We start from the raw sequence: 16,608 nt of genomic DNA, 5'->3' as shown, positions 1-16,608 counted from the left end.
ATTTTTATTTTGTTTTTTTAAAAAAAGTGGTACAATAATAATGCTTTTATACGGCAATGAGACATAAGGTTGCGATACACAAGAGTAAGTTGTTATTGTGTATCGGTTTTTATGGGGAGCCGGTTCAAGTATGAACAAGGAACAACTTTTAATTATTAATAATGAGCAAAAATGCAATTAAAATAAAATTAAAAGCCTTCGACCATCGTCAAATAGATCAAACAGCACAAAAAATTGTTTTGTTAGCTCGTGAGTTAAATGTTGACGTTAGAGGGCCAATCCCTTTACCTACAAAAAGGGAAATCTTTACAATTTTACGTTCAGTTCACATTAATAAAAAATCTCGTGAACAATTTGAAAGTAGAACTTACAAACGCTTGATTGTTTTAGATGTTGATTCAAGTAATGAACAAGCAGTTATTGACAAAATTAAAAGAACTCAACTACCAGCTGGTGTTGAAATTGATAAATTAGAGGTTGCATAATGAAAGGTATTTTAGGTAGAAAAGTCGGAATGACTCAAGTATTTAGTCAAGACGGCCAAGTTATTCCAGTCACTGTCATTGAAGCACAACCAAATGTCGTTACTGCAGAATTAACAAAAGAAAAAAATTCATATCAAGCTATTCAATTAGGTGTTTTTGATAAAAAAACATCTCGGATCAACAAACCTGAAAAAGGTCATTTTGACAAAGCACAAACTACTGCTAAAAGATTTGTTAGAGAATTTCGTGACTTTGAAGGTTACAAATTAGGTGACAAAATTGATTTAAGTATTTTTAGTGAAGGTGAATTTGTTGATGTAGTTGGTACTTCAAAAGGAAAAGGATTTGCCGGAACCATCAAAAGATACAACCAAGCAATTGGTCCTCGTTCTCACGGTGGTGGAGGTGGTTCAAAACCTATTCGTCAAACTGGTTCAATTGGTGATATTTCTGGAAACAAAGTTGTTAAAGGAATGACAATGCCAGGACATTTAGGTCATGAAAGAGTAACTGTCCAAAATCTTGAAGTTATTAAAATTGATCTTGCAAACAATGTTTTACTAGTTAAAGGTTCAATTCCAGGACCTAAAAAATCATATGTAATTGTTAAACAGGCAAGTAAAAATTCCACTGCTAAAACACCTATTAATTTAGTAAATTATTCAGAGGTGCAAAATGGCTAAGAAATTAGAAACAAAAACTATGGAAACTAATCAAGAAGTTAAAATTGAACAAAACTTAAGTGCTCCAAAAGTTACATTTGAAAATAACTTTGAGTTACCAAAAATTCTATTTGGTTTAACTGAAGCACATTCACAAGCAGTTTTTGATACTATCTTGTATGAACGTGGTTCACGTCGTTATGCAACTCACAAAGTTAAATCACGTGCTGAAGTTAGTGGAACTGGTAAAAAACCTTGAAAACAAAAAGGAACTGGTAAGGCTCGTGCAGGTTCGCGTCGTTCACCTATTTTTGTTGGTGGTGGGCGTGCTTTTGGGCCTACAACTGCTCGTAACTACAATACTAAAGTTAATAAAAAAGTTCGTAAATTAGCATTTGTTAGTGCCTTATCACAACTTGCAAATCAAAAACAAGTTTTAGTGGCTGACTTTGCAATGAACCAAATTTCAACTAAAGAGTTAGTGCAAAAATTAGACACCTATAAAGCAAGTAAATTAAAACATGTTTTAATTGCTTCAACTGATGAGAATTTATTTTTATCAGCACGTAACTTACAAAATGTTGTAGTTACCAAACCAACTTCATTGTTAGTTGAGCAGTTAATTTGAGCAGATGCTCTAATTATTGCTGAAAATGATATTGTTAAAATGGTCGAAAGGGTTAAATAATGAATTTTACAGAAATTATTAAAGCACCAATTTTGACTGAAAAAACTTATGAGCAAATGCCTTCACGTGTTTACACATTTGCAGTAGACAAACGAACCAATCGTTCAGAAGTTAAAAAAGCTATTGAATATATTTTTGATGTTAAAGTTGAAAAAGTTAATATTAGCGTAGTTGATAGAAAAGCTAAAAAATTAGGACGTTTTGCAGGTTTTGTACCAGGTTACAAAAAAGCATATGTTACTTTAAAAGATGGATACTCAATCAAAATTAATGATGATGAAAGTCCAATTGTAGAACAAGACCCACAAGACTTACCAAAAGATCAACTAAGCGAAGAACAAAAAGCAGAAAAACAAGCACGTTATGATGAAGTTCAAGCTAAAGTTGCAGAAAAACTTGCAAACAAAGCTAAAAAAACAACCAGCAAAAGTGCTGAATCTGATCAAAAAGAAGTTAAAGGAAAAGAGTAGTTATGGCGTTAAAACATTACAAACCAGTTACTAACGGTAGACGTCATATGTCAGCGTTGAATTACCGTGAAAATTTAACTACTGATAGACCAGAAAAATCTTTAGTTGTTATTCTTAAGAAACATTCAGGTCGTAATAACCAAGGTAAAATCACTACCCGCCATCAAGGTGGACGTCAAAAACGTAAATATCGTTTAATTGACTTCAAACGTAATAAAGATAATATTGTAGCAATTGTTAAAACTATTGAATATGATCCAAATAGATCAGCTAACATTGCTCTTGTAAGTTACAAAGATGGTGAAAAAAGATATATTTTAGCACCTAAAGGATTGCAAGTTGGTCAACAAGTTATCTCAGGTGACAATGTTGACATTTTAGTTGGAAACACATTACCACTTGCAAATATTCCAGAAGGTACTTTTGTACACAACATTGAATTGCATCCTGGGGCAGGTGGACAGCTAATGCGTTCAGCTGGAGCTAGTGCGCAAATTCAAGGTCGTGATGAAGATGGTAAATATGTTATTCTTAAATTAAAATCAGGAGAATACCGTCGGATTCTAGCTCGTTGCCGGGCAACTATAGGGGTGGTTGGAAATGAAGAACACTCACTTGTTAATATTGGAAAAGCTGGTCGTTCACGTCATTTAGGAATTCGTCCAACTGTTCGTGGATCAGTTATGAACCCAAATGATCACCCACATGGTGGTGGTGAAGGGAAACAACCAATTGGTCGTAAATCACCTCTTACCCCTTGAGGTAAAAAAGCGCTTGGTGTTAAAACCCGTCGTAATAAAAAAGCATCTACTAAATTGATTATTCGTCGTAGAAAGGATAGTAAATAATGGCACGTTCACTTAAAAAAGGACCTTTTGCTGATGAGCATTTGCTAAACAAAGTTGCTAAAGCAATTGAATCAAAAAGTAAAAAACCAATTAAAACATGATCACGTCGTTCAACTATTTTTCCTGATTTTGTCGGATTTACCTTTCAAGTTCACAATGGTAAAATTTTCCACGATGTTTATGTTACCGATGATATGGTAGGACACAAATTAGGTGAGTTTTCACCAACTCGTACCTATACTGGTCATGGTAAAGATAAAGACAAAGGTAAGAAAAAATAAGGTAAGTCACTATGGAAAATAAAAGTAAAATTATTAGAGCAGCAGCTCACGTGAAAACTCAACGTATTTCTGCTCAAAAAGCTCGCCTAGTGGCAGCGCTTATTAAAAATCGTTCAACAACAGATGCTTTAGCGATTTTGCACAATACTAATAAAAAAGCAGCTTACTTTTTTATTAAATTAGTGAACTCAGCTGTTGCAAATGCAGTAAATAACTTTGGCCTTTCAGGAACAAATTTATATGTAGAACAAGCTATTGTTAATGAAGGAACAACTTTAAAACGTTATCAACCAAAATCAAAAGGGGTAGCAGCTTCAATTTTCAAGCGTACTTCTCACCTTTCTGTTTTTGTAGTTGATCGTTCTAATGTTGAGCAAGGAGATCTATAATGGGACAAAAAGTTAATCCAAATGGTTTTCGTTACGGGATCACTCGTCAACACAATGCAATTTGATATGCTGAAAAAGCCAACTTTGCTGATAAACTAATTGAAGATGTTAAAATTCACCGTTTTTTTGAAAAATTAACTCGTGAATATAGAATTGCTAACACACAAATTCGTCGTGATAGTAAGGGAATAATCACTGTTGCTGTTCACACTGCTAAACTAGGATCATTTTTAGGTCAAGGTGGAGCAAACCTTAAAAAAATTATTGATGATTTGAAAAAAGCAATTCGTAACAAAAAAGCTCAAATTAACATAGATGCTGTGGAAATCAAAAACCCAGATCTTAATGCTAAATTATTAGCTGAAGACATTGCCGTTAAATTAGAAGCTCGTGGATCATTTAGAATTGCACAAAAATTTGCAATTCGTAGCGCCATGAAAGCAGGAGCTAAAGGTATTAAAACTAGAGTAAGTGGTCGTCTTAATGGAGTTGATATGGCTCGTGCTGAAGGTTATGCTGAAGGTGAAATGAAACTTCATACCTTGCGTCAAAATGTTGAATATGCCACAGCAACTGCGCGTACTACTTATGGTGCTTTAGGTATTAAAGTTTGAGTTTCACTAGGTGATCAATACAATCAAGTTGAATCCAAATCAAAACCTAAAGTGGAAAGGAACTAAAAATGTTACAACCCAAAAAAACAAAACACCGTAAAACCTTTCGTATTAAACACGACAAACGTGCAGCTTTTCGTGGTAACACTGTAGCCTTTGGTGAATTTGGATTACAAGCTGTAACTTCTAATTGAGTAAGTGCAGCACAAATTGAGGCAGCTCGTATTGCCATTACTCGTCGTATGGGTCGTGAAGGTCAAGTTATTATTCGTATTTTCCCTCACCTTTCACTAACTTCAAAACCAATTGGAGTGCGTATGGGATCAGGAAAAGGTTCAGTGGATAGATGAGTTGCTGTTGTTAAAGAAAACACTATGATGTTTGAAGTTAAAGGCGTAAAACCTGAAATTGCTCGTGATGCACTACGTTTAGGTGGTCATAAATTACCACTTAAATGAAGAATTTTAACCAATAATGTTGAGGAGAGACAAGATGGAATTTAAAGAACTTGCAAATAAAAGTGTTAGTGAATTACAACAAATGCTAGTTGAATATCGTTCAGAACTTTTCACCTTGCGTTTTAAAAATAAAACTCAACGTCTTGATCAAAGTCACAAAATTGCTGAAATTAAAAAAGATATTGCAAGAATTTTAACTGCAATTCGTCAGCAAGAAATTATTAAGGAGGCCGACTAATGACTTCAACTAGTGTTGCAAATCCAACTTTAGTGCGTAATTCTCGTAAAACTTTAGTTGGTGTAGTAGTTTCAACAGCATGTGAAAAAACAATTACAGTTGCTGTTGAGACCCATGTTAAACACCGTTTATATGGAAAACGTTTTAAAAAAATTAAAAAATTTGCTGTGCATGATGAAGCAGCAAAAGCTCAAATGGGTGATAAAGTTAAAATTGCTGAAACTCGGCCAATTAGTAAAACTAAAACATTTCGTTTGGTAGAAATTATTAAAAAACAAGGAGAGCACTAATGGTTCAAGAACAATCACGTTTAGTTGTCGCTGATAATTCAGGGGCTAAAATCGTTGGGGTTATCCGTAATTTAGGTGGCTCTGTTAAAAAAAATTCTAATATTGGTGACATTGTTGTTTGTTCAGTCAAAAAAGCACTGCCAAATGGTATTGTCAAAGAAGGTCAAGTAGTAAAAGGTGTAGTTGTTCGTAGTGTTTATGGACTACGTCGTGCTAATGGATCTCATATTAAATTTGATGATAATGCAGTTGTGTTAATCAAAGAAGATGGTTCTCCTCGTGGAACTCGTGTTTTTGGTCCAATTGCTCGTGAAATTCGTGATAAAGGTTATCTCAAAATCGCTTCATTAGCGCCTGAGGTTTTATAGGAGCATAGTTATTAAAGTTATGAAAATTAGAAAAAATGACGAAGTAGTAATTATTGCAGGTGATGACAAAGGTAAAGTTGGTGCTGTGCTAGAAGTTTTTCCTAGCAAAAACCAAGTTATTGTCAAAGATGTTAATAAAATTACCAAACACAAAAAACCAAATCAACAAAATACTAAAGGTGAAATTGTAGTTAAAGAAGCACCTATCCACGTTTCAAATGTGGCACTACTTACCAAAAAAGCAAGCAAAGACAAACCAGCTGAATATAGCAAAATTGGTTACAAAGTTGAAAATGGTAAAAAAGTTCGTTTTGCCAAAAAAACTAAGAAGGTGGTCTAATGAATCAATTACAACAGTTTTATCTTGAAAAAGTAGCTCCTAGTTTAAAAGAAGAATTTCAATTATCTTCTGTAATGCAAATTCCTCGTATTGAAAAAGTTGTGCTTAACATGACAGCGGGAAATGAAGTAACTAACTCAAAAGCTATTGAAGAAGTATTAAATGAATTATCACTTATTTCAGGACAAAAAGCTTATCAAAATACAGCTAAAAAATCACTAGCTTCTTGAAAATTACGTAAAGGTATGCCAGTTGGTGGAAAAGTTACTTTACGTCGTGATGCAATGTGAGAATTTTTATACAAATTAATCAACATTGCTATTCCACGTATTCGTGATTTTCGTGGAATTAGTTCAAAATCATTTGATGGACGTGGTAACTTTGCGCTAGGAATTAAAGAAATCATTGTTTTTCCAGAAATTAGTTTTGATAAAATTCGTAAATTACGTGGACTAGATATTATTATTGTGACTAGTGCACCTAACAATCAACAAGCAAAGGCATTACTTTCAAAAATGGGCTTCCCTTTTGCGAAAAAAAGTTAATTAAAGGATTAATATGGCAAAAAAATCATTAAAAGTAAGAGCGGAAAAACATCCAAAATTTGCTGTTCGCGCCTATAATCGCTGTCAACTTTGTGGTCGTCCACGGGCAGTGATGCGTAAATTCAAAATTTGCCGGATTTGTTTCCGTACACTAGCACACGAAGGACGAATTCCAGGTATTAAGAAAGCGAGTTGATAATGGCATTTATAACTGATCCAATTGCAGATATGCTCACCCGTATTCGTAATGCAACTATTCGCAAACACGAACAAGTTACTTTAGGGCATTCAAATAAAAAAGTAGCAATTTTAAATATTTTCAAACAAGAAGGCTACATTAGTGGCTTTAGTGTTTCTGGTGAAATTAAAAAAGAAATCACTATTGATTTAAAATACAAAGGTAATGCTAGTGTAATTTCAGGGCTAAAACGTATTAGTAAACCTTCATTACGTGTTTATGCTCCAGCTCACAAATTACCATCAGTTCTTTCAGGGTTTGGAACAGCTATTGTTTCAACTTCAAAAGGACTATTAACTGATAAACAAGCGAGAAAGGAAAATGTTGGTGGTGAAATCATCGCCTTCATTTGATAGAATATGTCACGTGTCGGAAATCGTATTTTAACTATTCCAGCTGGTGTTGAAATTATCTTTAACAACAATGAAGTGACTATTTCAGGACAGCTTGGTAAATTAAGTCGCACTTTTGCACCACAAATTAACATTGAAGCTCGTGATGGTAAAATTTATACCACTCGTTCTTCAGAATTAAAACAAGTTAAACAATTGCATGGGACTACTAACTCACTTCTTCAAGGAATGCTTACTGGGGTTTCAGTTGGTTTTAAAAAAGAATTGAGAATTAAAGGGGTTGGATATCGTGTGGCACTCAAAGACCAACAATTAGAATTACTTGTTGGTTATTCACACCCAGTGTTAGTTGATGTTCCAACTGAAATCAAAGTTGAACTTCCAAATGCAACTACCATTATTGTTAGTGGAATTGATAAACAAAAAGTTGGTGAATTTGCTGCTCAGCTTCGTGCTGTTCGTAAACCAAATGCTTACTCTGGAAAAGGTGTGAGCTATGCTGATGAAGTTCTTAAACTTAAAGAAGGGAAAAAAGCAAGTAAATAATTATGGCAATCTCTCGAAATCAAGCTCGCAAAATCAAACAAAAAAGAGTTCGCAAAAATATCACTCAATCACTTTCAGCTCAAAAAAAATACCGTATTGGAGTTTACAAATCACTACAGAACTTTTATGCTTTTGTAGTTAATCCTGAAACTAATCAAGTAATTACATCAGTATCAACATTATCTGAAGATAGTAAAGTTTATGGTGGAAATATTGCAGCAGCTCGTGACTTGGCACCTAAGTTAAGTTCTAAAATTACTGAATTAAAACTCATTGATCAAGATTTTATTTTTGATCGTAGTGGATACCTTTACCACGGACGTGTTAAAGCTTTTGCTGAAGAGTTAAGAAAACAAGGAGTTAAATTCTAATGGAAAAAGAATTGCAAAAAATGCAACCAACTGAACAAGTTGTTGCTCCAAAAGCAGAAGCTAATAAAGCTGAAGAAAAACAAGTTCGTAAACCAGTGCGTCGTCGCGCACCACAAAACAAAGATCGCCAAATTAAAACTGAATTTGAAGATCGTGTAGTTAGCATTGCTCGGGTAACAACTGTTGTTAAAGGTGGAAGAAGATTTTCTTTTTCAGCTTATGCAGTTGTTGGTAACAAAAAAGGAAAAGTTGGTTTTGGTCACGGAAAAGCTAATGAAGTTCAAGATGCTGTTAAAAAAGCAGTTAAAGATGCTCAAAATCGTTTGATTTCTGTGCCAATTATTAATAAGTCAACCATTCCTCATGAAATTAATGACAAATTTAATGCTTCAAAAATCCTTTTAAAACCAGCGCCACGTGGAAAAGGGATTGTAGCTTCAGGAACAGTTCGTGCTGTTGTTGAGTTGGCTGGATATACTGATATTTATAGCAAAACTTATGGTTCACGTACCAAAATTAATGTTGTACGTGCAACCTTAAAAGCACTTGCTAAATTACGTACTGCACAACAAATTGCAGATATGCGTGACATTGATGTACGTAGTTTGCAAAGTGGTAAAAGTGTTTTTGTAAAATAAGATTTAAGCAATTGTAATTACAAAAACTATTTTGTGATACAATAGTCAAATCTTAACTATTTAATTAACTAAACAAAAACAAAAAAAAGGAATTATTATGGCAATTAAATTAGAAAATTTGCAATATACTCCAGGATCTCGTCCAGAAAAACATCGTAAAGGTCGTGGACATGCCGCTGGTAAAGGAAAACAAGCAGGTCGTGGTCAATCTGGTCAAAAAAAACGTTCAAAAGTTAGATTAGGTTTTGAAGGTGGACAGAACCCATGATACCGTCGTGTACCTAAAGTTGGGTTCAACAATGTTAATACTATAAAATATGAAACCTTTTCACTTGCAGATCTTGAAGCTAAATATAATGACAGTGATGTAGTTAGTTTAGAATCACTATACATCAACAAAATTTTACGTCGTAAAAATTTACCAGCTAAACTTTTAGCAACTGGTAAATTGACTAAAAAGAATTTAACTATTACTGTTAATGCAATTAGTGAGCAAGCTGCTAAAATTATTGAATCCCTAGGAGGAAAAGTCGAGGTTCGCTAGTGTTTAAATTATTCACTCGACTTTTTGATAAAGCCTCTAATGGCTATATCAAAGCAAAACACCACATAACCCTTGTCTACAAAGACAAGGTTTTGTTACGTAAAATATTTTATACATTTTTCTTGCTTACAATTTTTGTAATTTGTGGTACAATAACAATCCCTCGTTTAAAACTTCTTAATTTTCAACTAGACAATAACTCATTTTTGGGGATTATTAACACAGTTGGTGGGGGTGGATTACTCAATTTTTCTATTGTGGCTTTAGGAATTGGTCCCTTTATTACAGCATCGCTTATTATGATGATTGCACAAACTAAATTAGTGCCACCAATTCATCGCTTGTCACAGTCAGGACCTCATGGTCGTCGAAAAATCAACATTATTACTAGAGCACTAACATTAGTTATTGCATTAGTGCAAGCTTTAATTTTAGTGCGAACTGTTATCACCAATACTCAACTTCGTTTTGTAACTATTGAAGATAATTCTTTTGGTTATTTATATATTGGTTTACCACTTATTTTAGTTGCAGGTTCAATGTTTACTTTATTTTTAAGTGAGCAAATCACAGATAAAGGTGTTGGTAATGGAACTTCACTAATTATTTTTTCAGGAATTGCAATTGGTTTACCTCGACGTTTCCATTATGCTTTTGATTACATCGTTTCTCATGATTCTGTGGCTAAAATTAGTGAAATTTTAGGATTTTTAGCCTATGTTTTTGGTTTTGTGCTTTTAATGGTGCTTGTTACCTATATTTATTTAGCAGAGCGTAAAATCCCAATTCAACAAACAGGGTCTGGAATGACCAAAAACATCAAAGAAATTTCAACCTTGCCAATTAAACTTAATCCAGCAGGGATTATGCCAATTATTTTTTCATTAATCGTTGTTTCATTGCCGTCGTTATTTACAGGTTTTTTAGACCCAAACACTTCCGCAACTAGTAATTGAATTCGACATAATTTACGAATTCAAGATCCACTAGGGTTGACTATTTTTATCTTTTTTAATATCATTTTTAGCGTGGTAATGTCATTACAACAATCAAGAGTTGATAAAATTTCAGAAGATTTTGCTAAAAATTCAACCTTTATTCCTGGGATCCGTCCAGGTGAGCAAACTGAAGATTATTTAATTGGTGTGGTGTTACGTTTATCAGTTTTCAGTGCAATTTATTTAACAAGTATTGGAGTGCTCCAACCACTTGAAATCATTTTTGGTATGCCACAAGCAATTACTTTTAGTGGAACTTCAGTAATCATTTTAGCTACCACAGCACTTGAAACCTTATCACAAATTAAAGCACGTCACGATGCTGAAAAAATCATTGTAAAAAGAAAAAAAATCAATAAAAATATGGAAAAAGGAATTATTCACGATCGTGATTTATTATGGTAAATAATTTTGACCAAAAAAAATTCATTTTTTTAGGAGCACCAGGAAGTGGTAAAGGCACTTTAGCTAAAGCGTTAGTTGACTTAGCTGACATTGAACATATTTCCACAGGTGATATTTTTCGTCAAAAAATTGCTTCAGATGCTGACTTTGCTCAAAAAATTAATGCTACTATCTCTAGTGGTGGTTATGTAAGTGATGAGATCGTAAATGCTTTGGTTGCTGACAAATTGGCAACCTTAGGTAATAAGGGTTTTATTTTAGATGGTTATCCACGAACACTTAATCAAGCAGAGTTTTTACTAAATAGTGAAATTAAAATTGATGGAGTTGTGTATTTAGAAATTAGCAATGAAGTTATTTTTAATCGCCTTTCGCTTCGTCGTTTTTGTCCAGAATGTAAACAAATTTATCATTTAAAAAATTTACCACCAAAAGATGGAAAATTTTGTTATAATGATAATAGTGAAGTTATTCAACGCAAGGATGACCAACCTGATGTTATTGCACATAGACTTGATGTGTTTGCCAAAGAAACTAGTTTACTAATCGATTATTATGAACAAAAAGGATTGCTTTTTAGAGTTGATGGCAATGAAGATCCTAAAATTTTAGCAAAGCAAATTTTAGCAAAATGCCATTAATTAAAAAAGATTTCGAAGTTTCTTTGCTAATAAAAAGTGGTGCAATTCTGGCAGAGGTAAAACAAATTATTTATGACCTTGTAAGACCAGGAGTCTCACTTAAAGAATTAGATACCATCGCTTTTGGTGAGATTGAAGCTCGTGGTGCAAAACCAGCATTTTTAAATTATCATGGTTTTCCAGCCACAATTTGTGCATCTGTGAATGCAACATTAATTCATGGCATTCCAGATGATTATGTAATTAAAGATGGTGATGTTGTTTCAATTGATCTTGGAGTAGTTTATCAGGGTTATTACTCTGATAGTGCCTTTACTAAAGCTGTTGGTTTTGCAACTGAAGATGATTATAAAATTATTGATGTTGCTGAAAAAGCTTTTGTTGCAGGTCTTGCTGCAATTCAACCAGGTGCATATCTTAATGATATTAGCATTGCAATTGGTAAAGTAATTAGCGATGCGGGTCTTTATACCACTGATAATTTTTGTGGACATGGTATAGGAACCGCTTTGCATGAAGATCCTAATATCTTTAATTTTAGTACCGGTAAACGTGGACCAAAATTACAAGATAATATGGTTTTGTGCATTGAACCAATGATTTTACAAGGTTCAAAGAAAGTTAAAATTTTGCCAGATCAATGAAGTGTTGTCGCCGCTAATGGCAAAAACACTGCCCATTTTGAACAAATGGTTTTAATTAAAAATGGTAGAGGCATCGTCCTAACAGGAGAAATCAAAAAATAAATGTCAACAAAAGAAAATAAAATTGTCTTTGCAGGTGAAGTTATCCAAGTTTTTAATGCTCAAGAATACGAAGTTAAACTAGAAAATGGTGTAAAAATTAATTGCCATGTTGCTGGTAAAATGAAGTTGCATCGCATTAAAATTATTGTTGGTGATCAAGTTAAGGTGGAAATGTCACCTTATGACCTTAGCAAAGGTAGAATTGTTTATCGTATTAAATAAGGAAAAAATATGAAAGTTAGAGCAAGTATTAAACGCATTTGTAAAGACTGTAAAGTTATTAAAAGAAAAGGTGCAAACCGTGTGATTTGCATCTTAGCAAAACATAAACAAAGACAAGGATAACTATGGCTAGAATATTAAATATTGAAATCCCTAACAACAAGCGTGTTGTTATCGCCCTTACTAGCATTTTCGGAATTGGTCGTTCCCTTTCAGCTGAAATTATTGGTAAAGTTGCTAGTTTACAAACTGAAAAATTAGGTGATAAATACCCACTATTAACTCAAGAAACTAAAGTTAAAGATATACCAGAAGATATCTTACAAATTATTCGTGATGTTGCCAAAGAATACAAAACTGAAGGTGATTTACGTCGTGAAGTACAAACTGATATCAAACGTTTAATTGAAATTAAATGTTATCGTGGAATTCGTCACCGTCGTGGACTTCCTGTGCGTGGGCAAGTAACTCAAAAAAATGCTCGTACCCGTAAAGGACCACGTAAAACCATAATGGGTAAAAAGGCTAATAAAAAATAATTAAGGAGGAATCATGGCTAAAAAAGAAAAAGTTAAAAAAGTAAAAAGTAAAAACATAACCACTGGTATTGCTCATATTCACTCCAGTCACCAAAACACCATTGTCAGCATTACTGACAAACTTGGAAATGTTATTTCATGAGCTTCATCTGGTTCAATCGGATTTAAAGGTACTAAGAAAAAAACCGCTTATGCAGCTACTTTAGCTACCAATGCAGCTTGCGAAAAAGCTAAAGAGCATGGAATTAAAGAAGTATTTGTTGAACTTCGTGGAAGTGGGCAAGGTAAAGAAGCAGCTCGTAAACAAATTCAAACTGCAGGAATCAACATTTTACAAGTTAAAGACGTTACTCCAATTCCTCACAACGGAACTCGCCCACCTCGTAAATACTTCAAACGTCTTGAAAAACGTTAGGAGATAAAAGTGAAAAAATACGCTAAAGTTTATTATAATGAAAACACTAACAAACAAATTAGTGATTTCAATACCATATTTGAACTAAAACCTTTAGAACGTGGACTTGGTCATACTTTAGGAAATGCACTTCGTCGCACTGCTTTATCATCAATTACATCAGCTTCGGTTTTTGCCATCAAAATTGCAGGTATTGATCACGAATTTAGTGTGCTAGACAATGTTGTTGAAGATGTGGTAACCATCTTAAACAACCTTAAAAAAATTCGTTTTCGTTTCAATGAATCATTATTTGAAGCAAATCCTATTCAAGTTGTAAGTTTTACAGGATCAAAAGTGGGTCAATTGCGTGCTAAGGATATTACTAGCACTGGTGGACTTGAGATTGTAAATATTGACCAACATATTGCAGATGTTTCTAAACAAGGCGCTTTGCAATTTGAACTATTTATTTGTGCTGGTAAAGGATTTGTTGATTTTGAAACCAACAAGAAAAAAGTTGCAGAATTAGAAGGTCAATTACATAGTTCTTTACAAACTGGAAGCATTTTAGCAGTTGATAGTGATTTTTCACCAGTTATTAGTGTCAACTATGAAGCTAGTGAAATTAACTCATCTAATCCAATTGTTGAGGAAAAATTAGTTCTTTCACTTAAAACAGATGGAACTGTTTTTGCCAAAGATGCTATTGCAGAAGCGGCTAAAATCTTGATTGCACACTTGCAAATTGTAAGTAACACCGAAAATCTTGATATTAAAGCTGAAGATTTCTTTGAAGAAATTAAATTTAAAGAAACAGCACCTAAAAAGAATTCTCTCGATCTTTCATCTCTTGATTTATCAGTTCGTTCACTAAACGCACTTCACCGTGCTCACTATTACAAAGTGTCTGATATTCAAGAATTGACTCGTGAAGAGCTTGAAAATATCAAAAACTTAGGAAAAAAATCAGTTCAAGAAATTATTGAAAAACTTCGTGAACACAATATTGAACTTAAATTAGGAGAATAATTATGGCAAATCCACACCAAATTTATCGTCGTGATGCAACTTGAAGAAAACATGTATTACGTTCTCAAGTTTCTTCACTTATTTTGCACGGGCACCTTACAACTACTTTGCAACGTGCTAAAGAATTGCGTAAACATGCAGAAAAATTAATTACTAAAGCTAAAAAAGATACTCTAGCAGCCCGTCGTTATGTTCTTGCTTTTGTGCGTCCAGAGATTGTTAAAGAAGGTAAAAAAGAACAACACATTATGCCATATATCTTTGAAACTCTAGCTCCTCGTTTCAAAGATCGTAATGGTGGTTATACTAGAATTGTTAAAATACCTGCACGTCAAGGTGATAGCTCTAAAATGGCAATTATTGAATGAGTTTAATTCAAATTTGCTAAAATAATAATTAAAACACCAATAAAATTGGTGTTTTTTTATATTTTAAATTTTAATTAATATTGAAAAACTAAATACCTGTTTTATTTAACATAAAATTTTTTAATTTCATTTGTTAAATCAATATTTTTAGTTTTTAAGGCCACTCCAGATGAAAGGAAAGCACTTAAGTTAAAATTATCATAAGTTAGATGTTTTAGTGAATCATTTCCTAAAATAATTCTATTTAAAAATGCTAGTGAACCATCGGCATTATAAACACCAGATCCAGAAGCTCCTGGACCATTGGTGGAAAACCAATAAGGTGCAACTTCCAATGGATTGCTAGGATCTGAAGCAAAATAAACACCTTTAAACATATTTTTTGCTGAAGCATTCCCTGGATAAAAAGTGCCAATTTTTGTTGAATAGTCCACATCTTGATCTTGTCAGGTGTGGTCAGAGATTTTCAAATCTCCCAATGACTCCATTTTAGTTCAAAATGATTCATAATCAGGTAGCTCATCAATAACTTGCTGAAATTTAGTATGCCAAAGACTATTGATTCCAGAACCGTCTAAAAACATTTCATTTTTATGCTCTTGTCAATATTTTGCTAGATCCTTAACATCTTGAATAAAATCTTTATAATTGAAATAAAAAATGGCTAAATCTTTCCCTTTGCTATCAAAACCTTGAGCTTGTGAAAAATATTTATCATAATATTTTTTTGCTCAATTATTGATTTGAGACTTAGGTGGTGGTGTTTTCAGATTAGGATTTGATCCATTTCGTCAAACTATATTTTGTGAATGTTCAAGAGCAAATTTTTGTGACCAAATTTCAATTAGTGGAGAATTGCTCAAAGAATGAAACTGACCATCTTTATAATAACGCATAAACTGATTCAATGTAGCTAGTCTACCACCCATTTTTGAAGCTCGTGAATCGTTCATTAAATTTCAAAATTTTTGATTTTTCGTATTAACAACATGGTTATTAGTTAAAAAAGCAGCTTTACCATTTTTGGCATTTAAAAGAACTGCTGTTCCTGCTGAAAAGCGAATGTTTCTTTGAAAAATTGGTTCATATTTACGATCACCAGGATCAATAGAACGAAAACCAAAATATTTAAGCAAGTAAGTATTTAAAACTTTTGAACGATTATAGTATGTAAAATTATCTTTGTCTACTTCACGTCCACTAACTGAATTTAGATTCAATTTATCTAAAAAATAAATAAAAAGATTTTCATTTTTTTGTCCTAAAAAAGCTTTATCATTTTCCTCTTTAATAGCACCATTGCTATAATTAATGTTATATTGAAAATAATTGTTAGACCAGCTTAGTTTTGGTGCTTTATAATTTTTTATATCTGAAAGACTATCAAATTTAGATTCAAAATTTCTATCTTTTATATTAATTGCATTAATATTTATAGGAGTATTGTCATATTCTATTTGATTAGAATTATTATTTGTTGGTGATTGAATCTGTTTTGTTAAATTATTTGGCAAAACTTCTTCTTTTGCTTGATTTTTATTGACTAAATTAGTTTTATTTGTTTGGCTTTTTTCTTTTTTTTCTTCAATTTTTGTGTCTACTGGAGTCGAAATTTTACTAGTTATTTTTTGCTTTTGCTCATTATTATCAACTTTAGTAGTTTCATTTTTGCTAATTTGCTTTTCTTCTGTGTTTTCTTTTGGTTTTTGAAAATCTACCTTATTAGTGCTAGGTTCTTTGATGACAATATTTTTACTAGGATCATCTGGATAATAGATTGTGGGACCACAAGAAAAAAGAATAGCAAGTGGTAGCAATGTAATCAGTAGTGATTTGCCTTTTGATTTCATAATAATAGGAAATTATATTTACTTTTGAGTAAGATGACAATATTTTT

The 16,608-nt window shown here is 32.8% G+C and carries 30 protein-coding genes; 29 read left to right on the top strand and 1 reads right to left on the bottom strand.

Features of this window, described 5'->3' with window-relative positions:
• Positions 1 to 161 precede the first annotated feature (161 nt).
• The 29 genes from rpsJ (at position 162) to rplQ (ending at position 14,717) form a co-directional block, all read left to right on the top strand.
• The gene (gene rpsJ / locus MYB_RS01770; RefSeq protein WP_025279624.1) at positions 162 to 485 is read left to right on the top strand and encodes a 30S ribosomal protein S10; all 324 of its coding nucleotides are present in this window, start codon (positions 162 to 164) and stop codon (positions 483 to 485) included.
• Positions 485 to 1,168, top strand: a complete 684-nt coding sequence (rplC, locus tag MYB_RS01765) for a 50S ribosomal protein L3 (protein ID WP_022934726.1) — start codon at positions 485 to 487, stop codon at positions 1,166 to 1,168. Before rpsJ ends, rplC begins: the two co-directional genes overlap by 1 nt.
• Entirely contained in the window at positions 1,161 to 1,835 is a 675-nt protein-coding gene (rplD, locus tag MYB_RS01760; protein ID WP_022934727.1) for a 50S ribosomal protein L4, read from the top strand. The genes rplC and rplD overlap by 8 nt, the downstream gene beginning before the upstream one ends.
• On the top strand, positions 1,835 to 2,305 hold the full coding sequence (gene rplW, locus MYB_RS01755; RefSeq protein ID WP_022934728.1) for a 50S ribosomal protein L23: 471 nt from the start codon (positions 1,835 to 1,837) through the stop codon (positions 2,303 to 2,305). The genes rplD and rplW overlap by 1 nt, the downstream gene beginning before the upstream one ends.
• 2 nt (positions 2,306 to 2,307) lie before the next feature.
• Positions 2,308 to 3,153 (top strand): 50S ribosomal protein L2, encoded by an 846-nt coding sequence (rplB, locus tag MYB_RS01750; RefSeq protein WP_022934729.1) that lies wholly within the window; start codon positions 2,308 to 2,310, stop codon positions 3,151 to 3,153.
• Complete coding sequence (gene rpsS / locus MYB_RS01745; protein WP_022934730.1) at positions 3,153 to 3,434, top strand: 30S ribosomal protein S19; 282 nt, start codon at positions 3,153 to 3,155, stop codon at positions 3,432 to 3,434. The genes rplB and rpsS overlap by 1 nt, the downstream gene beginning before the upstream one ends.
• Positions 3,435 to 3,445: 11 nt before the next feature.
• Positions 3,446 to 3,823, top strand: coding sequence for a 50S ribosomal protein L22 (rplV, locus tag MYB_RS01740; protein ID WP_022934731.1), 378 nt, complete (start codon positions 3,446 to 3,448; stop codon positions 3,821 to 3,823).
• Complete coding sequence (rpsC, locus tag MYB_RS01735) at positions 3,823 to 4,503, top strand: 30S ribosomal protein S3 (RefSeq protein WP_022934732.1); 681 nt, start codon at positions 3,823 to 3,825, stop codon at positions 4,501 to 4,503. The genes rplV and rpsC overlap by 1 nt, the downstream gene beginning before the upstream one ends.
• A gap of 2 nt (positions 4,504 to 4,505) precedes the next feature.
• Positions 4,506 to 4,940 carry a 50S ribosomal protein L16 gene (rplP, locus tag MYB_RS01730; protein ID WP_022934733.1) on the top strand — a complete coding sequence of 145 codons (435 nt, stop codon included), beginning with the start codon at positions 4,506 to 4,508 and terminating at the stop codon, positions 4,938 to 4,940.
• Complete coding sequence (gene rpmC / locus MYB_RS01725; RefSeq protein ID WP_022934734.1) at positions 4,930 to 5,133, top strand: 50S ribosomal protein L29; 204 nt, start codon at positions 4,930 to 4,932, stop codon at positions 5,131 to 5,133. The genes rplP and rpmC overlap by 11 nt, the downstream gene beginning before the upstream one ends.
• Positions 5,133 to 5,423, top strand: a complete 291-nt coding sequence (rpsQ, locus tag MYB_RS01720) for a 30S ribosomal protein S17 (protein ID WP_022934735.1) — start codon at positions 5,133 to 5,135, stop codon at positions 5,421 to 5,423. Before rpmC ends, rpsQ begins: the two co-directional genes overlap by 1 nt.
• A complete protein-coding gene (rplN, locus tag MYB_RS01715; RefSeq protein WP_022934736.1) occupies positions 5,423 to 5,791 on the top strand; it encodes a 50S ribosomal protein L14 in 369 nt (122 codons plus the stop codon). The genes rpsQ and rplN overlap by 1 nt, the downstream gene beginning before the upstream one ends.
• A 19-nt stretch (positions 5,792 to 5,810) precedes the next feature.
• On the top strand, positions 5,811 to 6,131 hold the full coding sequence (gene rplX / locus MYB_RS01710) for a 50S ribosomal protein L24 (RefSeq protein WP_022934737.1): 321 nt from the start codon (positions 5,811 to 5,813) through the stop codon (positions 6,129 to 6,131).
• Positions 6,131 to 6,676 (top strand): 50S ribosomal protein L5, encoded by a 546-nt coding sequence (rplE, locus tag MYB_RS01705; RefSeq protein ID WP_022934738.1) that lies wholly within the window; start codon positions 6,131 to 6,133, stop codon positions 6,674 to 6,676. Before rplX ends, rplE begins: the two co-directional genes overlap by 1 nt.
• Positions 6,677 to 6,689: 13 nt before the next feature.
• A complete protein-coding gene (locus tag MYB_RS01700) occupies positions 6,690 to 6,875 on the top strand; it encodes a type Z 30S ribosomal protein S14 (RefSeq protein ID WP_022934739.1) in 186 nt (61 codons plus the stop codon).
• A complete protein-coding gene (rpsH, locus tag MYB_RS01695) occupies positions 6,875 to 7,270 on the top strand; it encodes a 30S ribosomal protein S8 (RefSeq protein WP_022934740.1) in 396 nt (131 codons plus the stop codon). The genes MYB_RS01700 and rpsH overlap by 1 nt, the downstream gene beginning before the upstream one ends.
• Before the next feature lie 3 nt (positions 7,271 to 7,273).
• Complete coding sequence (gene rplF / locus MYB_RS01690; protein WP_022934741.1) at positions 7,274 to 7,813, top strand: 50S ribosomal protein L6; 540 nt, start codon at positions 7,274 to 7,276, stop codon at positions 7,811 to 7,813.
• Between the two features lie 2 nt (positions 7,814 to 7,815).
• Entirely contained in the window at positions 7,816 to 8,184 is a 369-nt protein-coding gene (rplR, locus tag MYB_RS01685; RefSeq protein WP_022934742.1) for a 50S ribosomal protein L18, read from the top strand.
• Positions 8,184 to 8,822: a 30S ribosomal protein S5 gene (gene rpsE / locus MYB_RS01680; RefSeq protein ID WP_022934743.1), complete on the top strand. Its 639-nt coding sequence runs from the start codon at positions 8,184 to 8,186 to the stop codon at positions 8,820 to 8,822. Before rplR ends, rpsE begins: the two co-directional genes overlap by 1 nt.
• 97 nt (positions 8,823 to 8,919) lie before the next feature.
• Positions 8,920 to 9,366 carry a 50S ribosomal protein L15 gene (gene rplO / locus MYB_RS01675; protein WP_022934744.1) on the top strand — a complete coding sequence of 149 codons (447 nt, stop codon included), beginning with the start codon at positions 8,920 to 8,922 and terminating at the stop codon, positions 9,364 to 9,366.
• Positions 9,366 to 10,769 carry a preprotein translocase subunit SecY gene (secY, locus tag MYB_RS01670; protein ID WP_022934745.1) on the top strand — a complete coding sequence of 468 codons (1,404 nt, stop codon included), beginning with the start codon at positions 9,366 to 9,368 and terminating at the stop codon, positions 10,767 to 10,769. Before rplO ends, secY begins: the two co-directional genes overlap by 1 nt.
• The gene (locus MYB_RS01665) at positions 10,763 to 11,410 is read left to right on the top strand and encodes an adenylate kinase family protein (RefSeq protein WP_022934746.1); all 648 of its coding nucleotides are present in this window, start codon (positions 10,763 to 10,765) and stop codon (positions 11,408 to 11,410) included. Before secY ends, MYB_RS01665 begins: the two co-directional genes overlap by 7 nt.
• Positions 11,401 to 12,156, top strand: coding sequence for a type I methionyl aminopeptidase (gene map, locus MYB_RS01660; RefSeq protein ID WP_022934747.1), 756 nt, complete (start codon positions 11,401 to 11,403; stop codon positions 12,154 to 12,156). The genes MYB_RS01665 and map overlap by 10 nt, the downstream gene beginning before the upstream one ends.
• On the top strand, positions 12,157 to 12,378 hold the full coding sequence (infA, locus tag MYB_RS01655) for a translation initiation factor IF-1 (protein WP_022934748.1): 222 nt from the start codon (positions 12,157 to 12,159) through the stop codon (positions 12,376 to 12,378).
• Positions 12,379 to 12,387: 9 nt separating this feature from the next.
• Positions 12,388 to 12,501 carry a 50S ribosomal protein L36 gene (gene rpmJ / locus MYB_RS01650; RefSeq protein ID WP_022934749.1) on the top strand — a complete coding sequence of 38 codons (114 nt, stop codon included), beginning with the start codon at positions 12,388 to 12,390 and terminating at the stop codon, positions 12,499 to 12,501.
• A 2-nt stretch (positions 12,502 to 12,503) separates the two neighbouring features.
• Complete coding sequence (gene rpsM, locus MYB_RS01645) at positions 12,504 to 12,917, top strand: 30S ribosomal protein S13 (protein WP_022934750.1); 414 nt, start codon at positions 12,504 to 12,506, stop codon at positions 12,915 to 12,917.
• 13 nt (positions 12,918 to 12,930) lie between these two features.
• Entirely contained in the window at positions 12,931 to 13,332 is a 402-nt protein-coding gene (gene rpsK, locus MYB_RS01640; protein WP_022934751.1) for a 30S ribosomal protein S11, read from the top strand.
• A gap of 9 nt (positions 13,333 to 13,341) precedes the next feature.
• Positions 13,342 to 14,343 carry a DNA-directed RNA polymerase subunit alpha gene (locus MYB_RS01635; protein WP_022934752.1) on the top strand — a complete coding sequence of 334 codons (1,002 nt, stop codon included), beginning with the start codon at positions 13,342 to 13,344 and terminating at the stop codon, positions 14,341 to 14,343.
• Positions 14,344 to 14,345: 2 nt separating this feature from the next.
• The gene (gene rplQ, locus MYB_RS01630) at positions 14,346 to 14,717 is read left to right on the top strand and encodes a 50S ribosomal protein L17 (RefSeq protein ID WP_022934753.1); all 372 of its coding nucleotides are present in this window, start codon (positions 14,346 to 14,348) and stop codon (positions 14,715 to 14,717) included.
• A 95-nt stretch (positions 14,718 to 14,812) separates the two neighbouring features.
• Here the strand turns inward: rplQ and MYB_RS01625 are convergent, their stop codons facing one another.
• Positions 14,813 to 16,561, bottom strand: a complete 1,749-nt coding sequence (locus MYB_RS01625; RefSeq protein ID WP_022934754.1) for an Mhp366/Mhp367 family surface (lipo)protein — start codon at positions 16,559 to 16,561, stop codon at positions 14,813 to 14,815.
• Positions 16,562 to 16,608: the final 47 nt, after the last annotated feature.

The organism is Mesomycoplasma bovoculi M165/69 (assembly GCF_000524555.1).
GTDB classification, from domain to species: domain Bacteria; phylum Bacillota_I; class Bacilli_A; order Mycoplasmatales; family Metamycoplasmataceae; genus Mesomycoplasma; species Mesomycoplasma bovoculi.
The sequence above is the reverse complement of the archived record's forward strand: the minus strand, read 5'-3'. Positions and strand labels throughout refer to the sequence as shown.